The organism is Janthinobacterium sp. BJB446 (genome assembly GCF_002735655.1).
Classification (GTDB): domain Bacteria; phylum Pseudomonadota; class Gammaproteobacteria; order Burkholderiales; family Burkholderiaceae_D; genus Janthinobacterium; species Janthinobacterium lividum.
On record NZ_PDZK01000001.1, the window covers coordinates 2,964,394 to 2,983,893 of the forward strand.

Below are 19,500 nucleotides of genomic sequence, written 5' to 3' on the forward strand. Positions count from 1 at the left end.
AGATTCGCGGCGCGGCTGTTTTATCAAGTAGTTTTTACCTGCAGAAATGCCTTAAGCATGCACCCTTCCGAGGTTTTATTCCAAGGCAAACGCCAGCCGCTGTTGCTCGCCGCTTGCGACCACTACGCCGGCTCTGAAAAGCTGATGCGTAAATCGATTGCTTTGCAACAAGAGCTTGGCCCCCTGTTCGACATCACGTTCGACTGCGAAGACGGCGCCAGCGCCGGCAATGAAGAATCCCACGCTCTGATGATCGCGGGCCTGCTGGCCAGCGACGAGAACCAGTTCAACCGCATCGGCGTGCGCGTGCACGACGTCGACAGCCCGTTTTTCGCGCGCGACGTGGAAATCATCTGCACCGCCGCCTCCCGTCTGGCCTACATCGCCGTGCCCAAGGTGGGCGGCGTGCAGGATGCCATGCTGGCCATCGACCTGATCAACCTGCACGCGCGCCGCGCCGGCCGCGACAACCTGCCCGTGCACATCCTGATCGAGACGCATGGCGCGCTGCGCGACGCCTATGCGATCGCCGCCCTGCCCCAGGTCGAATGCCTGTCCTTCGGCATCATGGATTTCGTTTCGGCCCATTACGGCGCCATTCCCGCCGCCGCCATGCGCACGCCGGGCCAGTTCACGCACCCGCTGGTGGTGCGCGCCAAGCTGGAAGTGGCGGCCGCCTGCCATGCGCACGGCAAGGTGCCGTCGCACAACGTGACGACGGACGTGCGCGATTCGGCCGTGGTGGCCAACGATGCCCAGCGCGCAACAGCCGAGTTCGGCTACACACGCATGTGGAGCATCCACCCGGACCAGATCAAGCCCATCATCAAGGCCTTCACGCCGCGCCTGTCCGAAGTCAACGAGGCCAGCAACATCCTGAATGAAGCGCTGCGCGCCAACTGGGGACCGATTGCGCAAAATGGCCGCTTGCACGACCGCGCCAGCTACCGATATTATTGGACCGTTTTGCAACGCGCCAAACTGGCAGGCCTCGGCCTGCCCGAGGCGGCCGCTGCATTACTCAACGCCCCCTCTTCCAGCACCACTGAAAACTGACAGGAATTACACGATGTCCCTCTCCAAATTAGCAATTGCCTGCAGCGTCGCGCTGGGCGCCATGACCCTCACGCTGGCGCCAGCCAGCTTCGCCGCCACGGATACCAAGGAAGCGGCAAACGCCAAGGCGGTCAAAGCCAAGGCCAAGCCGAAAGCCAAGGCCACCAAGGCAAAGGCTGCCGCCAAGGAAGCGCATCCGCTGGCCATGTCCATGGTCGACAAGGAAGAGTCCGACGAGCCGGACACCGCGGGTTCGGCCTCCACCGATTTCAATTGTGAACTTGGTAATAAAATTACCATCTACACCAATGCTACTGACGACAAACACATCGCCCTGCGCTGGAAGAAGCGCCTGCACCGCCTGAGCCGCGTTGGCACCACCACCGGCGCCAACCGCTTCGAGAACCGTTTATACGGTCTCGTCTGGATCGGCATCCCGGCCAAAGGCATGCTGCTCGATTCCAAGCAGGGCCGCCAGCTGGCCAATGAATGCAAGGATGCGGAGCAAGCCAAGCCGGCGGCAGTGGTGGAAGCCGCGCCATCGCTGGGCGTGCTGCCGGCCACCGGCGGCTGATGTGCGTAGCAAGGGCCTCTTCGGGGGCTCAGTCATGTTTTGTAATTTGAATAATCAATAAATAGACGATACCCAACAAGGAGAGGTCATGTCCCGCAACACTCTGAACACGCTCAAGGACTTTAATATTTCGGATAGCAAGAAGGGCAAGCTGTACTCCCTGCCTGCACTGGAAAAAAGCCTGGGCATCAATGTCTCCCGCCTGCCAGTGTCGATTCGCATCGTGCTTGAATCGGTATTGCGCAACTGCGACGGCAAAAAAGTCACCGAAGAACACGTCAAGCAATTGGCGAGCTGGGGCCCGACCGCCGAGCGCACCGACGAGATCCCGTTCGTAGTGGCGCGCGTCGTGCTGCAAGACTTCACCGGCGTACCGCTGCTGGCCGACCTGGCAGCCATGCGCAACGTGGCCGCCAAGATGGGCATCAACGCCAAGAAGATCGAACCGCTGGTACCGGTCGACCTGGTGGTCGACCACTCGGTGACCATCGATCACTACCGCGAAAAGAAAGCGCTGGACCTGAACATGAAACTGGAATTCTCGCGTAACAACGAGCGTTACCAGTTCATGAAATGGGGCATGCAGGCATTCGACACCTTCGGCGTCGTGCCACCAGGCTTCGGCATCGTCCACCAGGTCAACCTGGAATACCTGGCGCGCGGCGTGCACCACGCAGGCAAGAAAGCCGGCGACGTGTACTACCCTGACACCCTGGTCGGCACCGACTCGCACACCACCATGATCAACGGCATCGGCGTGGTCGGCTGGGGCGTGGGCGGCATCGAGGCGGAAGCCGGCATGCTGGGCCAACCGGTCTACTTCCTGACGCCTGACGTCATCGGCGTGAACCTGTCGGGCGCGCTGCGCGAAGGCTGCACCGCCACCGACCTGGTACTGACCATCACCGAATTGCTGCGCAAAGAAAAAGTCGTCGGCAAGTTCGTCGAATTCTTCGGCGAAGGCACCGAATCGCTGACCCTGACCGACCGCGCGACGATCGCCAACATGGCACCGGAATACGGCGCGACCATGGGCTTCTTCCCGGTCGACGAAGCCACCATCGATTACTTCAAGGGCACCGGCCGCAGCAAGGCTGAAATCGCCGCGTTCGAAGGCTACTTCAAGGCGCAAAACCTGTTCGGCGTGCCAAAAGCCGGCGAGATCGACTACACCCGCGTGGTGGAACTGAACCTGGCCACGGTCGCTCCGTCGCTGGCCGGCCCGAAGCGCCCGCAAGACCGTATCGAAATCGGCAACGTGAAAGCGAACTTCGCCGAGCTGTTCGCCAAGCCAACCACGGAAAACGGCTTCAACAAGAACCCGGCCGACCTGGCTGCCGTGTACGAAACGACGAACGGCGTGAAAGTGTCGAACGGCGACGTGCTGATCGCCGCGATCACCTCGTGCACCAACACCTCGAACCCGAGCGTGATGCTGGCTGCCGGCCTGCTGGCCAAGAAAGCCGTGGAAGCCGGCCTGAAAGTCGCTCCGCACATCAAGACCTCGCTGGCCCCCGGCTCGCGCGTCGTGACCGAGTACCTGACGGCTGCCGGCCTGCTGCCATACCTGGAAAAACTGGGCTTCGGCGTGACCGCCTACGGCTGCACCACCTGTATCGGCAATGCGGGCGACCTGACGCCTGAGCTGAACGCCGCCATTGCCACGCACGACATCGTCGCGTCGGCCGTACTGTCGGGCAACCGCAACTTCGAAGCGCGTATTCACCCGAACATCCGCTCGAACTTCCTGGCTTCGCCACCGCTGGTCGTCGCTTACGCCATCGCCGGCAACATGACGCGCGACCTGATGACGGAACCTGTCGGCAAGGGCAAGGGCGGCAAGGATATCTACCTGGGCGACATCTGGCCGACCTCGGCTGAAGTCTCGGCCATGATGAAATTCGCCATGAACGCCAAGGTGTTCAAGGACAACTACGCCGACGTCAAGGGCGCACCAGGCAAGCTGTGGGAAAAAGTCACGACCGTGTCCGGTCAAGTCTACAACTGGCCGAAATCGACCTACATCGCGGAACCACCGTTCTTCGACAACTTCTCGATGACGCCAGCGGCAGTGGCCACCGGCATCGAAGGCGCGCGCGCACTGGGCGTGTTCGGCGATTCCATCACCACCGACCACATCTCGCCAGCCGGCTCGATCCAGGAAAACGGTCCTGCAGGCAAGTGGCTGAAGGAAAACGGCGTCCTGAAAGCGGACTTCAACTCCTACGGCTCGCGTCGCGGCAACCATGAAATCATGATGCGCGGCACGTTCGCCAACGTGCGTATCAAAAACCGCATGATCCCTGCCAAGGCGGACGGTTCGGCGGTCGAAGGCGGCATCACGATTCACCAGCCTTCCGGCGAACAGATGTCGATCTACGACGCAGCGATGAAATATGTTGCTGAAGGCACGCCAACCATGGTCTTCGGCGGCGAAGAGTACGGTACGGGCTCGTCGCGCGACTGGGCGGCAAAAGGTACGCAACTGCTGGGCGTGAAAGCCGTGATCACCCGTTCGTTCGAGCGTATTCACCGCTCGAACCTGGTGGGCATGGGCGTGTTGCCGCTGCAATTCATCGGCGACGACAGCGTGCAAACCCTGGGCATCACCGGCAATGAAACCTTCGACCTGAAAGGCCTCGAAGGCGAAATCAAGCCACAGCAACTGGCCACCCTGGTGATCCACCGCGCCGACGGCACCAGCGTCGACGTGAAAGTGCTGCTGCGCATCGATACGCCGATCGAAGTCGATTACTACAAGCATGGCGGTATCCTGCCATTCGTGTTGCGTCAACTGCTGGCCGAGTAATCAGCCCAGCTGTGAGGTAAGATAAAAGCGCCGGTTCCGACCGGCGCTTTTTTTCGTCCCTGCGCCCCGTTCCGACTTGAAATTCCGACTATTGGCATGATCTGAGGATAGCTTACGTATTGCGTGCGGCTGAATCCTCTACAATACGGTTATAAGGGTTTATCATTGTTTGACTGATCCATTTTTTTCACTTTCCGAGACTCTTATCCCGCCATGCGTCGTCCTTCCAAAGATTCATCCCATAAACTGACTGCCGACAGCCAGCGCCTGGTCACCTTTGCCCAGGCGATCGTACAGGCAGCCAGCCGTCTCGAAGAGCGGTCCTGGGAACACAGCCTGGATACGCAGCTCCAGAAATTACTCAAAACCGGCCACCAGGACACCATCGACAACACCCTGGGCAGCCTGTTCAAGGAAGACTTGAACGCCTACGACGTGCTGATGGACTGCGTTGAAGCCGTCAGCGAATCGACCGTCATCACGCACGAAGACGTGCGCTACGACGCCCTGCTGGTCGCCGTGCCCATCCTCGCGTGGACGCGCTTTTCCATCGCCTCCGGCCCCATGGCCGGCGACGCGCACGGCGTGCTGTCGGCGCATTTCGCCGCCCACCTGCTGGCCGATGGCACGAAGATGGCCATGGCGCCCACCCTGTATTCGATCGACCAGCTGCCGCGCAGCCACGTCGAGACCTATGCCAAGACGCAGAAGCTGGCACTGGCCGCCCTGAAGGGCACGGCTGTCAAGCCGTCGGCCAAAGAGGCGGAAACGGCGCCCTTCCTGGCCGACACGCGCTACCTGCTGGTGGCCGTGGTGGCCCCTGCTGGCGCACCGCTGTTCCGCTGGCAGACGCCGTCGAGCCAGCTCGACTTCATCGCCGAGCGCAGCGCCGCCCTGGAACAATGGCGCACGCAGGCCACGCCGACGATTGCCCGCCTGCTGCCCGGCTGCGGCCTGGAATTGCTGCTGCCGGAAGCGTATTACGTGGCCTGCCGCGAAGCGGACAAGCTGATCCGTCCCGTCTCCGTGCGCGCCGCCGTGCACTACCTGACGCACACGCTGGCCATCGAGCCGTCGGAACTGCGCGCCGTGATCGCCGGTTTCGGCGAGGAAGCGGCCGATGGCCAGGTGGACGAGTACCGCATCGCCTTCACCCTGCGCCAGGCGCCGGACGTGATCTACGGCATCGTCTGGCCTTTATATGGCCAGGAAGATGAGGATGGCACGCCGATCGAAGGCCTGATCCAGGTCGGCATCGCCGCGCTGGACAAGCAAAAGACGCCCGTCGATGAAATCATCGAGCACCTGAACGCCGCCGGCGTGACGCAGATCAAGCGCCACGCGGAACGTTTTGTCGGTGAATACTGCGACGATTGCGGCGCGCCCCTGTTTGCCGATCCCGTGGGCGAACTGGCGCATGCGGAAATGCCGGAAGATACGCCGCAAGGCACGGAACACTTCCATTGATGCTGTAACGGTGTTGTCGGATTACGCGCTGCGCGCTAATCCGACCTACGCTGCTGGCATAGGCCGTAGGTCGGATTAGCCGGTACGGCGTAATCCGACCATACCCCTGATGCAAAAAAAGGCGGAACCGAGGTTCCGCCTTTTTCATTTCAACAAGCTTTTTGACGCCTCGTCACCACTGCGAAAACGGGTGGCGGATCAGGTTCGCGTTGTAGTAGCGCGCGTCGCCGGACACTTCCGCGCCGATCCATTCCGGCTTCTCGAACGGCTGGTCTTCCGAGGCCAGTTCGATCTCGGCCACCACCAGGCCCGCATTGGCGCCCAGGAACTCGTCGACTTCCCACACCATGCCCGCATGTTCGATGCGGTGGCGGACCTTTTCGATCAGCGGCTGTTCGCACAGGCCGTCGAGCAGCTCGGCGGCATCGGCCAGCGGAATCGGATACTCCCACTCGCCGCGCGTCGCGCCCACGTTCGCGCCCTTGATGGTCAGCATCGCCTGCTCGCCTTCGATGCGCACGCGCACCACGCGCTCGCGCGCGGACGACAGATAGCCCTGGCGCAGCAGGACCGCCTGGCCCAGGCCGCGCCAGGCGTCGCCGGCAAGCAAAAATTTACGCTCGATCTCGATACCCATGAACAACGCCGTTCAATCCAGCGACAGCAGGATAGGCTGCAGCATGGCCGCGCCCAGGGCCGCGCTGCGCGCGCCGTTCCAGCCGACGGCCGGATCCGGCAAGTCGGCGTTTTCCTTGAATGGCATTTCCAGCGTCAGCGCCAGGCAGCCGAAGTGGTGGCCGATGTATTTCGACGCCAGGGTCAGCATGTCCGATTTGTACTTGCTGGCCGCATAGCCGAACTTGTCCTGGAAATCGGGGCTGGCCTGCTTGTAGCGCTCGATGAAGGCTTTCTGGTGCGCCGCTTGCGCCGGCGTGAAGTTTTCCAGCATTTCATTGCCGGCCACAAAGTTGTACGGCAGCGCTTCATCGCCATGGATGTCGAAGAACATGTCGACGCCCGTTTCATGGATCTTGTTTTTCACGCACAGCACTTCCGGGCTCGATTCCAGCGAAGGCGTCATCCATTCGCGGTTCAGGTTGGCGCCTGCCGCATTCGTGCGCAGGTTGCCGCGGATGGAACCGTCCGGGTTCATGTTCGGCACGATGTGGAACACGGCGCGCTGCAGCAGTTTGCGCGCGATCGGGTTGGCGTCGTCCAGCAGCGAGTCGATCAAGCCTTCGACGAACCATTCCGCCATCGATTCGCCCGGATGCTGGCGCGCGATGACCCAGATTTTCTTTTCCGCCTGCGGATTGCCAATGGTCACCATGTTCATGTCGCGGCCATCGACCGTGCTGCCCAGGTCGGACACGCGCGCCAGCGGATGCTCGGCCACTTCGCCCAGCAGGCGCAGATGGCGCTCCCACGAATACGGCTCGAAATAAGCGTAATACACGCTGTCGAGTTCCGGCGTGTGAGAGATCGTCATGACCTGGCCGTCGAACGAGGTCGGCACGCGGAACCAGTTTTCGCTGTCGTAGCTGGCCACGGCCTGGTAGTCTTCGTAGCCGGCCGGATAGGTGGCCTGGCCCGCGTTCAGGAAACGCATCGTGCATGCCTGGCCACGCGCGCCCTGCAGGCGGAAGTGGAACCACTGGTGGATGTCGGCGTGGCTATCCTTGCGCAAGTTCAGGTCGATGGCGCCGGCACTGGTGGCGCTCACCACGTCGATGGCGCCCGAGTCGAAGTTCTGGCTGATTTTAATGGTCATGTAATGATCCCGTCCGAATGTAAGTGTTCCGGCGTTGCCTCGTGGGCTGGCGCCGGCGCGCTAAGTAACCCCCAATAAATTCTTCTGATTTCTAGTCTCCACAATCGGCGCGCTGCTGTGTTGCCCACCGCTAGCAGTGCTCGCACTGCGTCGCGGCGAGCGCCTTGCATCGCATCCGCTTCTGTTCGCTATAAATTCACAATAATTTCCCGGGGATTACTTAAAAACGCAGTGTAAGCTATCCCGCTATTTTCCGCCCTTTGGGCCCGTTCGCAAAGCCTGGCCAGGCGATTTATGCACCAATCCGGGGCATCGATGGAAAAGTGACGGGCAAAAGCGCGAAAAATCGGTCAGCTGTTGCATCTACCGGACAAAAAACTGATTTGTAACAGCCGCTGACACATTGGCGCTCAATCGCCCCCCTATAATTCTTGCTTTCATAGAGTCGCCAGGAAAGAGTCGTGGACAAGAAGTTAACTAATATCCAGGAAAGAAAGTTACGCGAGGCTCAGGCGCGGCGCGAGCACATCATCGACGTCGTCAAAGATCTCATCAAGAAAGGAGGCGCGCGCGCCGTCTCCATCCGCAAGGTAGCCGAGGCGGCCGGCTTTTCCACCACCGTCGTGTACGCCCTGTTCCGCGACAAGGCCACCCTGATCGCCCAGGCCATGGACAAGGACTTGCTGGAACTGGTGCGCGCCATGCGCACGGCCTGCGCCGCCAGCACTGAGCCGTGGGAACGCATCCGCCTGGTCGGCCGCGCCTACATCGAGTACGGCTTCCAGCATCCCGACGAATATTCGCTGATCTTCATGGAGCTGCGTCCGCATGCGGAGCTCGACGCCGTCGAAGTCGAACACGGCAATATCGAGCAGGATCCGTACGCCTATGCGCTGCACCTGTTCGGCGAACTGGCGCAGGCGGGCCATGTGCGCCAGGGCGAGCCGGCGCTGCACACGATGACGCAGATCTTCTGGCAATCGCTGCACGGCCTCGTCTCGCTGCGCATCGTCATGGATGCGGGCGACCCATGGACGCCGCACCCGGAAATGAACGCGCATATCGACGACTTGCTGGCCGTCGTCACGGCAGGCATCCGTTTACGCTTTGCACCGGCTTCCTGACGTTTGATCCAGCGCAAACCGTCCCGACAGAAAAGGCGGACAGTGGAGTGAAGCCGCCTGCGCTGGTGCAGCGCGGCTCGCGCGAAGGAGGGCGAGATGAACGAAGCCTATGCCACGGACCAGCTTGACAAACAGCAAGGCGCGCACAATGCTGTACGCATGGAAGCGCGCCTGACAAAACTGGAAACGGACCGGGAACATGACCGGCTATGGTTCAAGACCCTGGAACAGCGTCTTGGCGACGGCCTCGACAATGTACGTACGGCGTTGCGCGACGAATCGCAGTTGCTGCGCGCCGACCTGACGCAGTTTCGCGGCGACTTGCGCGGCGACTGCCACGCCTTGCGCACGGAACTGGGCGACATCCGCAAGCACATGCACACCCACTTCCTGTGGTTCATGGGGATACAGGCCACCACCACGTTTGCCCTGCTGGGCTTGGGCGCCAAGGCGCTGCATATCTACTGAGGAAAAACAAAAAGGCAGGCGCGGTGCAGCACCGCCCTGCCCTGCCTGTCCTGAGGTTAGCGAAGCCTGCTACGCTGCCAGCATGCTCTGCGTTTCCTGGTAGCGCACATGCCACGACAGCGCCTGCTCCAGGATGTGCGGCGTATGGCCGCCGCGCTGGCATGCCGCGTCATAATAAGCACGCAGTTGCGCGCGGTAATCGGGATGCGTGCAGCGCTCGATGATCAGCGGCGCCCGTTCGCGCGGCGCCAGTCCGCGCAAGTCCGCAAACCCCCACTCCGTCACCAGCACGTCGACGTCATGCTCCGTATGGTCGACATGCGAGACCATCGGCACGACGCTGGAAATGCGCCCGCCCTTGGCCGCCGATTTCGACACGAACATCGACACTTGCCCATTGCGCGCAAAGTCACCCGAGCCGCCGATGCCGTTCATCATGTGCGTGCCGCACACGTGCGTGGAATTGACGTTGCCGTAGATATCGAACTCGAGCGCCGTGTTCAGGGCGATGATGCCCAGGCGGCGCACGATCTCGGGATGGTTGCTGATCTCTTGCGGGCGCAGCACGATCTTCGAGCGGTAATGGTCGATATTGTCCATCAGCTTCTGGTGCACGGCGGCCGACAGGGTGATCGACGAGGCCGAGGCAAACGCCAGCTGGCCGGAATCGAGCAGCTCGATGGCGCTGTCCTGCAGCACTTCCGAATACATCGTCATGTTCTGGAAGGGCGAGCCGATCAGGCCATGCAGCACGGCGTTGGCGATGGTGCCGATACCCGCTTGCAGGGGCAGCAGTTCCGGGCCCATGCGCCCGGCCGCCACTTCGCCTTCGAGAAAAGCGATCACGTGGCCGGCGATGGCCTGCGTTTCCGCGTCGGGCGGCAAGGCGTTCGACGGGCTGTCGGGGCTGTCCGTGATGACGATGGCGGCGATGCGGGCCGGGTCGATGGCGATGGCCGTGCTGCCCAGGCGCTGGTCGACGCGCGTGAGCGGTATCGGCTCGCGGCCCGGCAAGGTTTGCGGGATATAAATGTCATGCAAGCCTTCCAGCGCCAGCGGCGTGGACAGGTTGATTTCGATGATGACTTGCGTGGCCTGCTGGGCAAAGGCGGCGGAGTTGCCCACCGACATGGTCGGGATGATGGCGCCGGCGGCCGTGATGGCCGTCGCTTCGATGACGGCGATGTCGACGGCGGCCAGGTTGCCCGAACGCAGCTGCTCGGCCGTTTCCGACAGGTGCTGGTCGATGAACATGACTTCACCGTTGTTGATCTTGCCGCGCAAGACGGGGTCGACCTGGAACGGCATGCGGCGCGCCAGCACGCCCGCCTCGGCCATCAGGCCATCGCTGCCATTGCCCAGCGAAGCGCCCGTGATCAGGGTCAGGCTCAATGGATCTTGCAGGGCGCGTTCGGCCAGCGCGCGAGGCAAGGCCTTGGCATCGCCGGCACGGGTGAAGCCGCTCATGCCGACACGCATGCCGTTGTGGAACAATTTGGCTGCCTCATCGGCGCTCATGATTTTACTGAGCAAGCCTGGGTGGCGGATACGGTCCTCGTACATCGTGATGCTCCTGATATTCTTAATATTCTCAAACTGGATGGCTGTCATACACCAGCCCCATAAGTGGTTTCAGTATAAAATCCCGTCCACATGCATGGCATGAATTAATTTCGTCACATCCAGTCGATATTTTCATGCCCTGCCAACGCTGAGCACTCCCTTGGATATCCGTTCCCTGCGCTATTTCGTCGAAACCGTGCGCCTGTCGAGCTTTACGCAGGCGGCCGAATCGCTGCACCTGACTCAGTCGACCATCAGCAAGATGGTGCGCCAGCTGGAAGACGAGGTGGGCGCCCAGCTGCTGGTGCGCGACGGACGCAAGCTGACCCTGACGGACACGGGCCGCATCGTCTACCAGCACGGCCAGGAGATGCTGGCCAATATGCGCCAGCTGACCTTGGAAGTGCGCGACACCCAGGCCTTGCAGCGCGGCAGCCTGGCGGTCGGCATCCCGCCCATGATCAACGTGCTGTTTACGCCCGTATTAAAAGCCTTTCGGGCGCGCCATCCGAACATCAGCCTGACCCTGCAGGAAGACACGGGCCAGCAGATCGAGCGCAAGGTGGCGGGGGGCGAGCTGGAAATCGGCATGACGGTGCTGCCGGCCGACCCGGAACTCGATCTCGTGGCAGTGGAAGTGGCCAACTACCCGATCTGGGCCCTGGCCGAGCCGGGCACGTTCCAGAAAAACCGCACGACACTGCCCTTCAAGGCGCTGGCCGAGCTGCCGCTGGTGTTATTGAAGGATGATTTCGCCCTCACGCGCAGCCTGCGCCAGCATTTCGCGCAAGCGGGATTCACGCCGACCATCGCCGCGCAGAGCGGCCAGTGGGACTGGCTGGTGGCGATGGCCTCGGCGGGCCTGGGGGTGGCTCTGCTGCCCGAGCCGTTCATCCACCGCCTGGCCGGCGAACGGCTGGAAGCGGTGCGCATCGTCGAACCGGAAGTGGCATGGCAGGTGGCGCATGTCTGGAGCGGACGTTATCTGTCGCACGCGGCGCGCGCCTGGCTCGAGGTATGCCAGGACGTGCTGGGCACGCCGTTCGCGCACTGACGTAAAAAAAGGGTGGCCGAGGCCACCCTTTTGATTGATCGCGCCACCTTGCTTATTTGGCGGCGTCGTCCTTGTACATGCTGGCGTATTTCCAGCCGAAGTACAGAATGAAGGTGTAGCACAGGGCCGGCACGAGGAAGGACAGCTGCAGGTTGATGTGGTCGGCCAGGAAGCCCTGGATGAACGGCACGATGGCGCCGCCGACGATGGCCATGCACAGGATGCCCGAACCTTGACCCGTTTGCGCGCCCAGCTTGTTCAGGGCCATGCTGAAGATGGTCGGGAACATGATGGAGTTGAACAGGCCGACGGCGATCAGTGCCCACATGGCCGTGTGACCGCTGGAGAACACGGCGACGAGGATCAGCGCGATGACGACAGCGGCGTTGAAGGCCAGGGTCTTGCCCGGGCTGACATAGCGCATCACGGCAAAGCCGACGAAACGGCCCAGCATGGCGCCACCCCAGTAATAGCTGACGAAATAGGCGGCATCGGCGTGGCTGAGGCCAGCGATATGGCTCTCGCCGAGGAAGTTGATCAGGAAGCTGCCGATGCTGACCTCACCGCCCACATACAGGAAGATGGCCAGCGCGCCCAGCACCAGGTGGCGGTGCGACCAGATCGAAACCTTGTGGCCATCCTGCGCCACGGCAGCCGCATCATCGGCGTGTGAAATCTTCGGCAGTTTGGCCAGCGCGAACAGCACGGCCAGTATCACCAGGGTGGCGGCCAGCACCAGGTACGGGCCTTGCACGGAGGCCGCTTCCTTGGCGCGGTAAGCCAGTTGCTCGGCTGCCGGCAGCAGGTCGAACTGCTGCACCGTCAGCACGGTGCCCGACAAAATCAGCATGCCGCCCAGGGCCGGCGCCACGGTGGTGCCCAGCGCGTTGAACGCCTGCGTCAGAGTCAGGCGGCTCGACGCCGTCTGCGGGTCGCCCAGTTCCGTCACATACGGATTGGCCGCCACCTGCAGCACGGTGATGCCGGCCGCCAGGATAAAGAAGGACAAGAGGAACAGCGCATAGCTGCCGGTGGACGCCGGGTAGAACATGGCGCAGCCGGCGGCCGCGATCAGCAAGCCCGCGACGACGCCGCGCTGGTAGCCGATCTTCTTGATCAGCATGCCGGCCGGCAGCGAGACGACGGCGTAGGCGCCAAAGAAGCAGAACTGCACCAGCATCGCCTGGACATAGGTCAAGGTGTAGATCGAGCGCAGATGGGGAATCAGCACATCATTGAGCGATGTCAGCAATCCCCACATGAAAAACAGCACCGTGACAATGATCAGGGCGCCTGTATTGTTTTGCGTGCCGGCCCGTGCGGACGGTACGCCCTGGCCTTGCTTTACGTATTCCATACCTTCTCCATTTTTCAATTCCAAGTTGATCGCGCCAGGCATGGAAGCGTTTCCACCCGGGCAGCGCCAGGACGCGCGAGCGTCACGCAGATATCAGCGTGGGCCATGACTGCCATCAACGATAGAGGGGCAGGCATGGCACGTCTCGCGCGCGGCAGGCGCACGGCCGACCGTTTCTCGTCAGAACGATGTCTTGTGGGCGCGGCACGCCTGCGGGCTGCGTCTGAAAACAACATCCAGGACAAAAACGTCTTGTAGTAAAACTACGATACTGCGCCGGCATTATGCCTTAAAGCCCCGTATTGCGCAGCTTTCCCGCCTGTTATTTAAAAAATGAATAGCTGACATTTGAAATCAAAAGTAGCCTTATAACTTGGAATCGCTATAATTATATTGCAGTGCAGCACAACGCGGCACGCCACACAAGGAGTCTGCCATGTCTACCGCATTTACTTACCACACCACGCAAAACAGCAATATCGTCGCCACCCTCGTTCACGCCGCCAAGCGCGTGGGCGCCTGGCTGAACCAAAGCAGCGACCGCCGCGAGCGCGCTTACGAAGAAGCCTACCTGGCCGAATCGACCGACCGTTACGACCTGGAATACCGCATGCGCGAACTGGCCCGCGCCAACCCGCAGCCAAGCTGGATGAGCGGCCTGAGCCGTTAATCAGTACTGCAGCACGCAGCCCATCATCGGCTGTAGCAACAACGATAGCGCCATCCTGCTCGCCTTGCGCTTGAGCACAGGATGGGCTATACAGGCGGGATGCAAACGCCCATTACCATCCTCGCCATCGCTGGCAGCCTGCGCGCCGCCTCGCTGAACACCGCCCTGCTGCACGCCATCGCAGGGCTTGCCCCAGCGCTATTCGAGATCCGCATCTATCCCGGACTCGGTGAATTACCCCTGTTCAATCCCGACCTCGACGCCGACAGCCTGCCGGCCGTGACGGCCCTGCGCGACGCCATCCTGGCGGCCGATGTGCTGATGCTGGCCAGCCCCGAGTACGCGCACGGCGTGAGCGGCCCCATGAAAAATGGGCTGGACTGGATGGTGGGAAATGAATCGTTCATCGACAAGCCGCTGGTGCTGCTGAACGCCTCGCCGCGCGCCACGCATGCGCAGGCGGCCTTGCGCGAAACGGTACGCACCATGTCGGCGCGGCTGATCGACGAAGCCTGTATCAGCCTGCCCCTGCTGGGGTCGGGTCTCGATGCGGAGGGTATCGCCGCGGACCCGGCATTGCGCCGGGCCATCCTCGATATGTTGCAGTGCATCAGGTCATTTTCATGACCTTCTGCACGTTTTACTATCATTTCATCTAGTTTTACTACGTACTTCTACGGATCGCTCAGTGCGGGATCATGCCGGTGAACACGTACGCCTGCAGCATGGTGATGATGCCGATGATCACAGCAAACAGCAGGCTGTGCTTCAAGGTAAAGCGGAACAGGTCCGATTCCTTGCCCACCAGGCCAGTGGCGGCGCAGGCGACGGCGATCGACTGGGGCGAAATCATCTTGCCCGTCACGCCACCCGTCGTATTGGCCGCCACCAGCAAGGTATCGGACACGCCGATCTGGTGCGCCGTGGTGTTTTGCAGGGAGCAGAACAAGGCATTCGACGACGTATCGGACCCCGTCAGGAACACGCCCAGCCAGCCCAGGAACGGCGAGAAGAACGGGAAGGCGGCGCCGCTGCCAGCCAGCAGCAGGGCCAGGGTGGACGACATGCCCGAATAGTTGGCCACGAAGGCAAACGCCAGCACCAGGCCGATCGACAGCACGGGACGGCGCAATTCCACGAGCGTTTCCACGAAGGCCTTGATGCCATCGCGCGGCTTCATGCGCAGCATCCACATCGACAGCACGGCCGTCAGCAAGATCGCCGTGCCCACGGCCGACAACAGGTCGAGCTTGAAGACGGCGTCATACGCTTTCGGCTCCGCCACGATGGGCATCGTCTTGATCACCAGCTGGTCCAGGTAAGGCACGTGGATCTTGACGACCAGGCTGGATAACGCGCCGCCGGCGGCGAACAGGGACTTGAAGCCGGGCAGGCTCCAGACGGTGACGATGGCCGTCAGCAGGCCGAACGGCGCCCAGGCGCGCGCCGTTTGCGCCAAGGTATAGGGCGAGGCGGCGCGGCTGCCGCTGCCGCGCAAGTCCGCACTGCCTGCGCCGCCAAAACCGGACAGCGCAGCGGCGCCGCCGCCGACGGCGTTGACCACCTTGGCATTCTTCGGCTGCCACACTTTCAGGAACAGGGTCAGCGACACCAGGCTGACGAGGGCCGAGGTGATGTCCGGCAGCTCCGGCCCGATATGGTTGGACGTGAAGTACTGGGTAACGGCAAAGCTGGCGCCCGTCACCAGGGCGGCCGGCCACACCTCGCGCACGCCGCGCGCGCCATCCATCATGAACACCAGCCAGAATGGCACGGCCAGCGACAGCAGCGGCAACTGGCGGCCCGCCATGGCGCCGATCAGGAAGGGGTCGATGCCCGTCACCTGGCCCGCCACGATGATGGGGATGCCCATGGCGCCAAAGGCCACGGGCGCCGTATTGGCGATCAGGCACAGGCCCGCCGCATACAGCGGGTTGAAGCCCAGGCCCACCAGCAACGCCGAGGTGATGGCCACGGGCGCGCCGAAACCGGCCGCCCCTTCCAGGAAGGCGCCGAAGGCAAAGCCGATCAGCAGCACCTGCAGGCGCTGGTCGTCCGTCACCGACAGCACGGAGGCGCGGATGATCTCGATCTGTCCCGTCTTGACGACGATCTTGTACAGGAAGACGGCCGTGACGATGATCCAGGCGATGGGCCACAAGCCATACGCAAAGCCGTAGCCGGCCGCCGCCAGCGCCTGCGGCACGGGCATGCCATACGCGAAGATGGCGACGGCCAGCGCCAGCGCCAGGGTGACGGCGGCCGCCACGTGTCCCTTGATGCGCAGCGCGGCCAGGGCGATGAAGAAGAAAATGATGGGAACGGCTGCCGCCAGCGACGACAGCCACAAGCTGCCGAGCGGTGTATAAAGTTGGGTCCAGGTTTGCATGTCGGGTCTCCTCCGGTGGATGCGGGTTAAGTGAAAAAACGGCTTTGCTGTATTTTTTTGCGGCGTATTTTTCTGTGGAAGCCGGCGCTACTCTTCCTGGCCCCGCGCATTGAGCAGGTCGGCCAGGCTGCGCGGCGCCGGCGTCAAGGGCTTGCGATGCTGCGTCCAGCCCAGTTGCGCGCGCGGCGTCAGTGCGCGCAGGCGCGTGGCGGCCCAGCGGAACAGGCGATAACTGATTGGGCGCGCAAAGGCGCCGCTCCAGAAGCGCCAGATCAGGCTTTCGCCACGGCTGAACTTGGCGCCCTGCCCGCGCAGCGGATGCGCCACCTGCTCGCCGGGATTGCGATTGGCCTCCGTGCGCAGGCGCACCAGCAGCTGCGGAATCGGGATGCGCACGGGGCACACTTCGCCGCAGGCGCCGCACAGGCTCGATGCGGTGGCCAGGTCCGCCGTCGCAGCTAGTCCCAGCAAGTGGGGCGAGATGATCTTGCCGATCGGCCCCGGATACGTGGTGCCGTAGGCGTGGCCGCCGATGCGCGTGTAGACGGGGCAGTGGTTCATGCAGGCGCCGCAGCGGATGCATTGCAGGGTGGCGCGCAGCTGCTCGTCCGCGTAAGCCTGGCTGCGGCCGTTGTCGAGCAAGACCAGGTGCACTTCGCGCGGCCCATCCTGTTCACCGGCGCGGCGCGGGCCGGAAATCAGGTTGAAATACGTGGTGACGGCCTGGCCCGTGGCCGAGCGTGTCAGCAAGCTGGCCAGCGGCACGATATGTTCCAGCTTGGCCACCACTTTTTCCATGCCCATGATGGCGATGTGAATCTCCGGCACGGACGTCGTCAGCCGGCCATTGCCCTCGTTTTCCACCAGCCACAGGGTGCCCGTGTCGGCTGCCGCGAAGTTCACGCCGGACAGGCCGATGTCCGCCTCGACAAACGCCTGGCGCAGGGCGCGCCGCCCCGTCTGGATCAGGCTGTCGACATCTTCCGTGTAGGGCGCGTCGGGAATATGCTCGGCGAACAGGCCGGCGATATCGGCTTTCGTCTTGTGAATCGCCGGCATGACGATGTGCGACGGCTTTTCGCCGGCCAGCTGCACGATGTACTCGCCCATGTCCGACTCCAGGCACGTCATGCCGCGCGCTTCCAGGTAGTGATTGAGCTCGATCTCCTCGCTGGCCATCGACTTGCCCTTGATGAAGCGCGTCGCCCGGTTCCTTTCCGCGATGGCGTGGATGATGGCATTGGCCTGTTCGCCATCCTCGGCCCAGTGCACCTGCACGCCGGCCGCCGTCAGCTTGTCTTCCAGCTGCACCAGCAAGTCGGGCAGGCGCGCCAGCGCGTGCTGGCGCACGGCTTCGCCGATGTCGCGCAGGCGTTCCAGTTCGTCGCCATCCGGGAACTGGGCGCTGCGCTTGTCCTGTAAAAAATCCATGGCGCCGCGAAAGCTCTGGCGCAGCTTCGGGTCGTCCAGCGCGGCGCGGGCGCGCGCATGGAAGTCGGCCGGCTTGACGAATTGCAGTGGCTTGGCGTTCATGGCTGGCCTCCTTCCTGGGCGGGCAAGTCATCGATGATCAGCACCCACAGCCAGCGCGGACCGTGCGCGCCATAGGCGAGGGTTTGCTGGATGTCGGACGTTTTCGAAGGACCCGACACGAGCACCAGGTTGGCCGGCATGCCGTCGGCCCAGCGCTCGGCGCGCGCCGCCGCATGCAAGTCCACGTGCAGGGTGCTGGCATACACGAGGCAGACATGCAGGGGCGGCGCCAGCGATACCGTGCGCGGCGTGGCCGCGTCGGGCGCGATGACCAGGGTACCCGTGGCGGCAATGCCGGAACGGGCGACGGTAAAACCGGCATCGACGGTGTCGAACAATTCGCCCTTCCACTGCGCCAGCGGACGCTCGAAAGACAGCGCTTCCACGCCAGTTGGCAAGGCGGCGCGCAAGGCCCGCCCTTCGGCGCTGCCGGCATCGAGCAGCAACCGGTGTACGCCGTGCGCACAGAGGCGCTGCGCCAGCAAGGCTGGCCAGGCATCGCCGCGCACGCAGTCGACTTCCGCATGCGCGGCGCGCAAGGCTGCCTGCAGGGCGGCGATCCGGCCCCGTGGCGACAGCGGCGCTTGCGCGCGGCGCGCCGCGTAGTGCTTGTCGATGGCGGCATCGATGGTCTCCACCGATTCGGGCGCGGAAGGCGCGGCGGCGCGCAGGCGTCCCAGCATGCGTTCGCGGGCCGTCAAGATCGCGCTCATGCCGCGCCTCCCGTGCGGCGCCACAAGAAGCTGGCCAGATGTTCGACGGGCAGCGGCGCGCCCTGGTGCTGCGCGGCGTGGCCGATATTGAGCAGGCAGCCGCAATCGGCCGAGACGAGCCGGTCGCAGCCCGTGGCGCAGGCCGAGGCGATCTTGTCGCTGACCATGGCGCCGGAAATATCCGGGTGTTTCAATGAAAACGTGCCGCCAAAGCCGCAGCATTCCGATTCACGCTGGTGTTCGATGCGCGTCACGCCGGGCAAGGCGTCAAGCAGGGCCACGCCGTGCACCCGCGTGCCCATTTCGCGGCGCGCCCCGCACGAGGTATGCAGCACCACGTTTTCCTCCGCTTGCCCGGGGGCGGCCAGGGCCAAGCCGGCCAGGTCGAGCTGCAGCACGCAGACGAGAAATTCGCTCAGTTCATACACGCGCTCGGCCAGTTCGGCAGCCTTGGGACCGGCCACCGGGTCGTCCTGGAACAGCTGCGGCCAGTGGTGGCGCATCATGCCGGCGCAGGAACCGGATGGCACGATCACGGGCCACGGCTGCGCAAACAGGTCCAGCTGGGCGCGGGCCACGGCGCGCGCCTGCTCCGGATTGCCGCTGCTGTAGGCGGGCTGGCCACAGCAGCTCTGGCCACGCGGATAATGCACCAGCAAGCCCTCCCGCTCCAGCAGGCGCACCGCGTCGAGCCCCGCCTGCGGCACGAACAGGTCGACCAGGCAGGTGGCGAACAGGTACACCTGGAGCGGCGCATGTGGGTAGTGGCGTGGAGCGTGGCGCGGCTGGCGCGGGTCTGGCTGCATGAGTGTGTCTCCCCGGCGCTCTGTGTGTTGCTGCGGCGCCGCTGTGTGTTGTTAAGAATGACCGGTTCACGCATAATTCCAGCTTCCGCAAGCCACTTCAAATTGCTCGGACCACTTTAAAACAACACCGGAAGACAGCGATGGCG

At 63.1% G+C, this 19,500-nt stretch carries 17 protein-coding genes; 9 read left to right on the forward strand and 8 right to left on the reverse strand.

The genetic code is table 11. From position 1 onward, the window contains the following. Positions 1-57: 57 nt before the first annotated feature. From CSQ92_RS13185 to CSQ92_RS13200, 4 genes are all read left to right on the forward strand, one after another. Complete coding sequence (locus CSQ92_RS13185) at positions 58-1,056, forward strand: HpcH/HpaI aldolase/citrate lyase family protein (RefSeq protein WP_034789112.1); 999 nt, start codon at positions 58-60, stop codon at positions 1,054-1,056. A 13-nt stretch (positions 1,057-1,069) separates the two neighbouring features. Continuing rightward, complete coding sequence (locus CSQ92_RS13190; protein ID WP_034789113.1) at positions 1,070-1,630, forward strand: hypothetical protein; 561 nt, start codon at positions 1,070-1,072, stop codon at positions 1,628-1,630. 88 nt (positions 1,631-1,718) lie between these two features. Then, positions 1,719-4,439: an aconitate hydratase AcnA gene (gene acnA / locus CSQ92_RS13195; RefSeq protein ID WP_070254090.1), complete on the forward strand. Its 2,721-nt coding sequence runs from the start codon at positions 1,719-1,721 to the stop codon at positions 4,437-4,439. Between the two features lie 213 nt (positions 4,440-4,652). Further along, positions 4,653-5,906 carry a DUF2863 family protein gene (locus CSQ92_RS13200; RefSeq protein WP_092606302.1) on the forward strand — a complete coding sequence of 418 codons (1,254 nt, stop codon included), beginning with the start codon at positions 4,653-4,655 and terminating at the stop codon, positions 5,904-5,906. A 172-nt stretch (positions 5,907-6,078) separates the two neighbouring features. Here the strand turns inward: CSQ92_RS13200 and CSQ92_RS13205 are convergent, their stop codons facing one another. Together CSQ92_RS13205 and CSQ92_RS13210 are read right to left on the reverse strand one after the other, a co-directional pair. Then, positions 6,079-6,543, reverse strand: coding sequence for a CYTH domain-containing protein (locus CSQ92_RS13205; protein ID WP_099394704.1), 465 nt, complete (start codon positions 6,541-6,543; stop codon positions 6,079-6,081). Between the two features lie 12 nt (positions 6,544-6,555). After that, a complete protein-coding gene (locus tag CSQ92_RS13210) occupies positions 6,556-7,677 on the reverse strand; it encodes a M14 family metallopeptidase (protein WP_034789119.1) in 1,122 nt (373 codons plus the stop codon). Positions 7,678-8,138: 461 nt separating this feature from the next. Here CSQ92_RS13210 and CSQ92_RS13215 point away from each other — a divergent pair, with 461 nt between their 5' ends. Together CSQ92_RS13215 and CSQ92_RS13220 are read left to right on the forward strand one after the other, a co-directional pair. Continuing rightward, the gene (locus tag CSQ92_RS13215; protein ID WP_099394312.1) at positions 8,139-8,801 is read left to right on the forward strand and encodes a TetR/AcrR family transcriptional regulator; all 663 of its coding nucleotides are present in this window, start codon (positions 8,139-8,141) and stop codon (positions 8,799-8,801) included. Between the two features lie 96 nt (positions 8,802-8,897). Further along, a complete protein-coding gene (locus CSQ92_RS13220) occupies positions 8,898-9,269 on the forward strand; it encodes a hypothetical protein (RefSeq protein ID WP_099394313.1) in 372 nt (123 codons plus the stop codon). 69 nt (positions 9,270-9,338) lie between these two features. Here CSQ92_RS13220 and CSQ92_RS13225 read toward each other — a convergent pair whose 3' ends face one another. After that, on the reverse strand, positions 9,339-10,832 hold the full coding sequence (locus tag CSQ92_RS13225; protein ID WP_099394705.1) for an acetyl-CoA hydrolase/transferase family protein: 1,494 nt from the start codon (positions 10,830-10,832) through the stop codon (positions 9,339-9,341). Positions 10,833-10,992: 160 nt separating this feature from the next. Here CSQ92_RS13225 and CSQ92_RS13230 point away from each other — a divergent pair, with 160 nt between their 5' ends. Then, positions 10,993-11,886 (forward strand): LysR substrate-binding domain-containing protein, encoded by an 894-nt coding sequence (locus CSQ92_RS13230; protein WP_099388491.1) that lies wholly within the window; start codon positions 10,993-10,995, stop codon positions 11,884-11,886. A 52-nt stretch (positions 11,887-11,938) separates the two neighbouring features. On the opposite strand, the gene fucP is transcribed toward CSQ92_RS13230, so the two are convergent. After that, positions 11,939-13,243, reverse strand: a complete 1,305-nt coding sequence (gene fucP / locus CSQ92_RS13235) for an L-fucose:H+ symporter permease (protein ID WP_099394706.1) — start codon at positions 13,241-13,243, stop codon at positions 11,939-11,941. 436 nt (positions 13,244-13,679) lie between these two features. Here fucP and CSQ92_RS13240 point away from each other — a divergent pair, with 436 nt between their 5' ends. Then, positions 13,680-13,913 (forward strand): DUF3563 family protein, encoded by a 234-nt coding sequence (locus CSQ92_RS13240; RefSeq protein WP_080698581.1) that lies wholly within the window; start codon positions 13,680-13,682, stop codon positions 13,911-13,913. 99 nt (positions 13,914-14,012) lie between these two features. Further along, entirely contained in the window at positions 14,013-14,540 is a 528-nt protein-coding gene (locus CSQ92_RS13245; protein WP_070282238.1) for an NADPH-dependent FMN reductase, read from the forward strand. A gap of 58 nt (positions 14,541-14,598) precedes the next feature. Here CSQ92_RS13245 and CSQ92_RS13250 read toward each other — a convergent pair whose 3' ends face one another. From CSQ92_RS13250 to CSQ92_RS13265, 4 genes are all read right to left on the reverse strand, one after another. Continuing rightward, a complete protein-coding gene (locus tag CSQ92_RS13250; protein ID WP_099394314.1) occupies positions 14,599-16,302 on the reverse strand; it encodes a lactate permease LctP family transporter in 1,704 nt (567 codons plus the stop codon). Positions 16,303-16,389: 87 nt separating this feature from the next. Then, positions 16,390-17,835, reverse strand: a complete 1,446-nt coding sequence (locus tag CSQ92_RS13255; RefSeq protein WP_070254096.1) for a LutB/LldF family L-lactate oxidation iron-sulfur protein — start codon at positions 17,833-17,835, stop codon at positions 16,390-16,392. Next, positions 17,832-18,548 (reverse strand): LutC/YkgG family protein, encoded by a 717-nt coding sequence (locus CSQ92_RS13260; protein WP_099394315.1) that lies wholly within the window; start codon positions 18,546-18,548, stop codon positions 17,832-17,834. Before CSQ92_RS13260 ends, CSQ92_RS13255 begins: the two co-directional genes overlap by 4 nt. Beyond that, positions 18,545-19,354: a (Fe-S)-binding protein gene (locus CSQ92_RS13265; protein WP_034789131.1), complete on the reverse strand. Its 810-nt coding sequence runs from the start codon at positions 19,352-19,354 to the stop codon at positions 18,545-18,547. Before CSQ92_RS13265 ends, CSQ92_RS13260 begins: the two co-directional genes overlap by 4 nt. Positions 19,355-19,500: the final 146 nt, after the last annotated feature.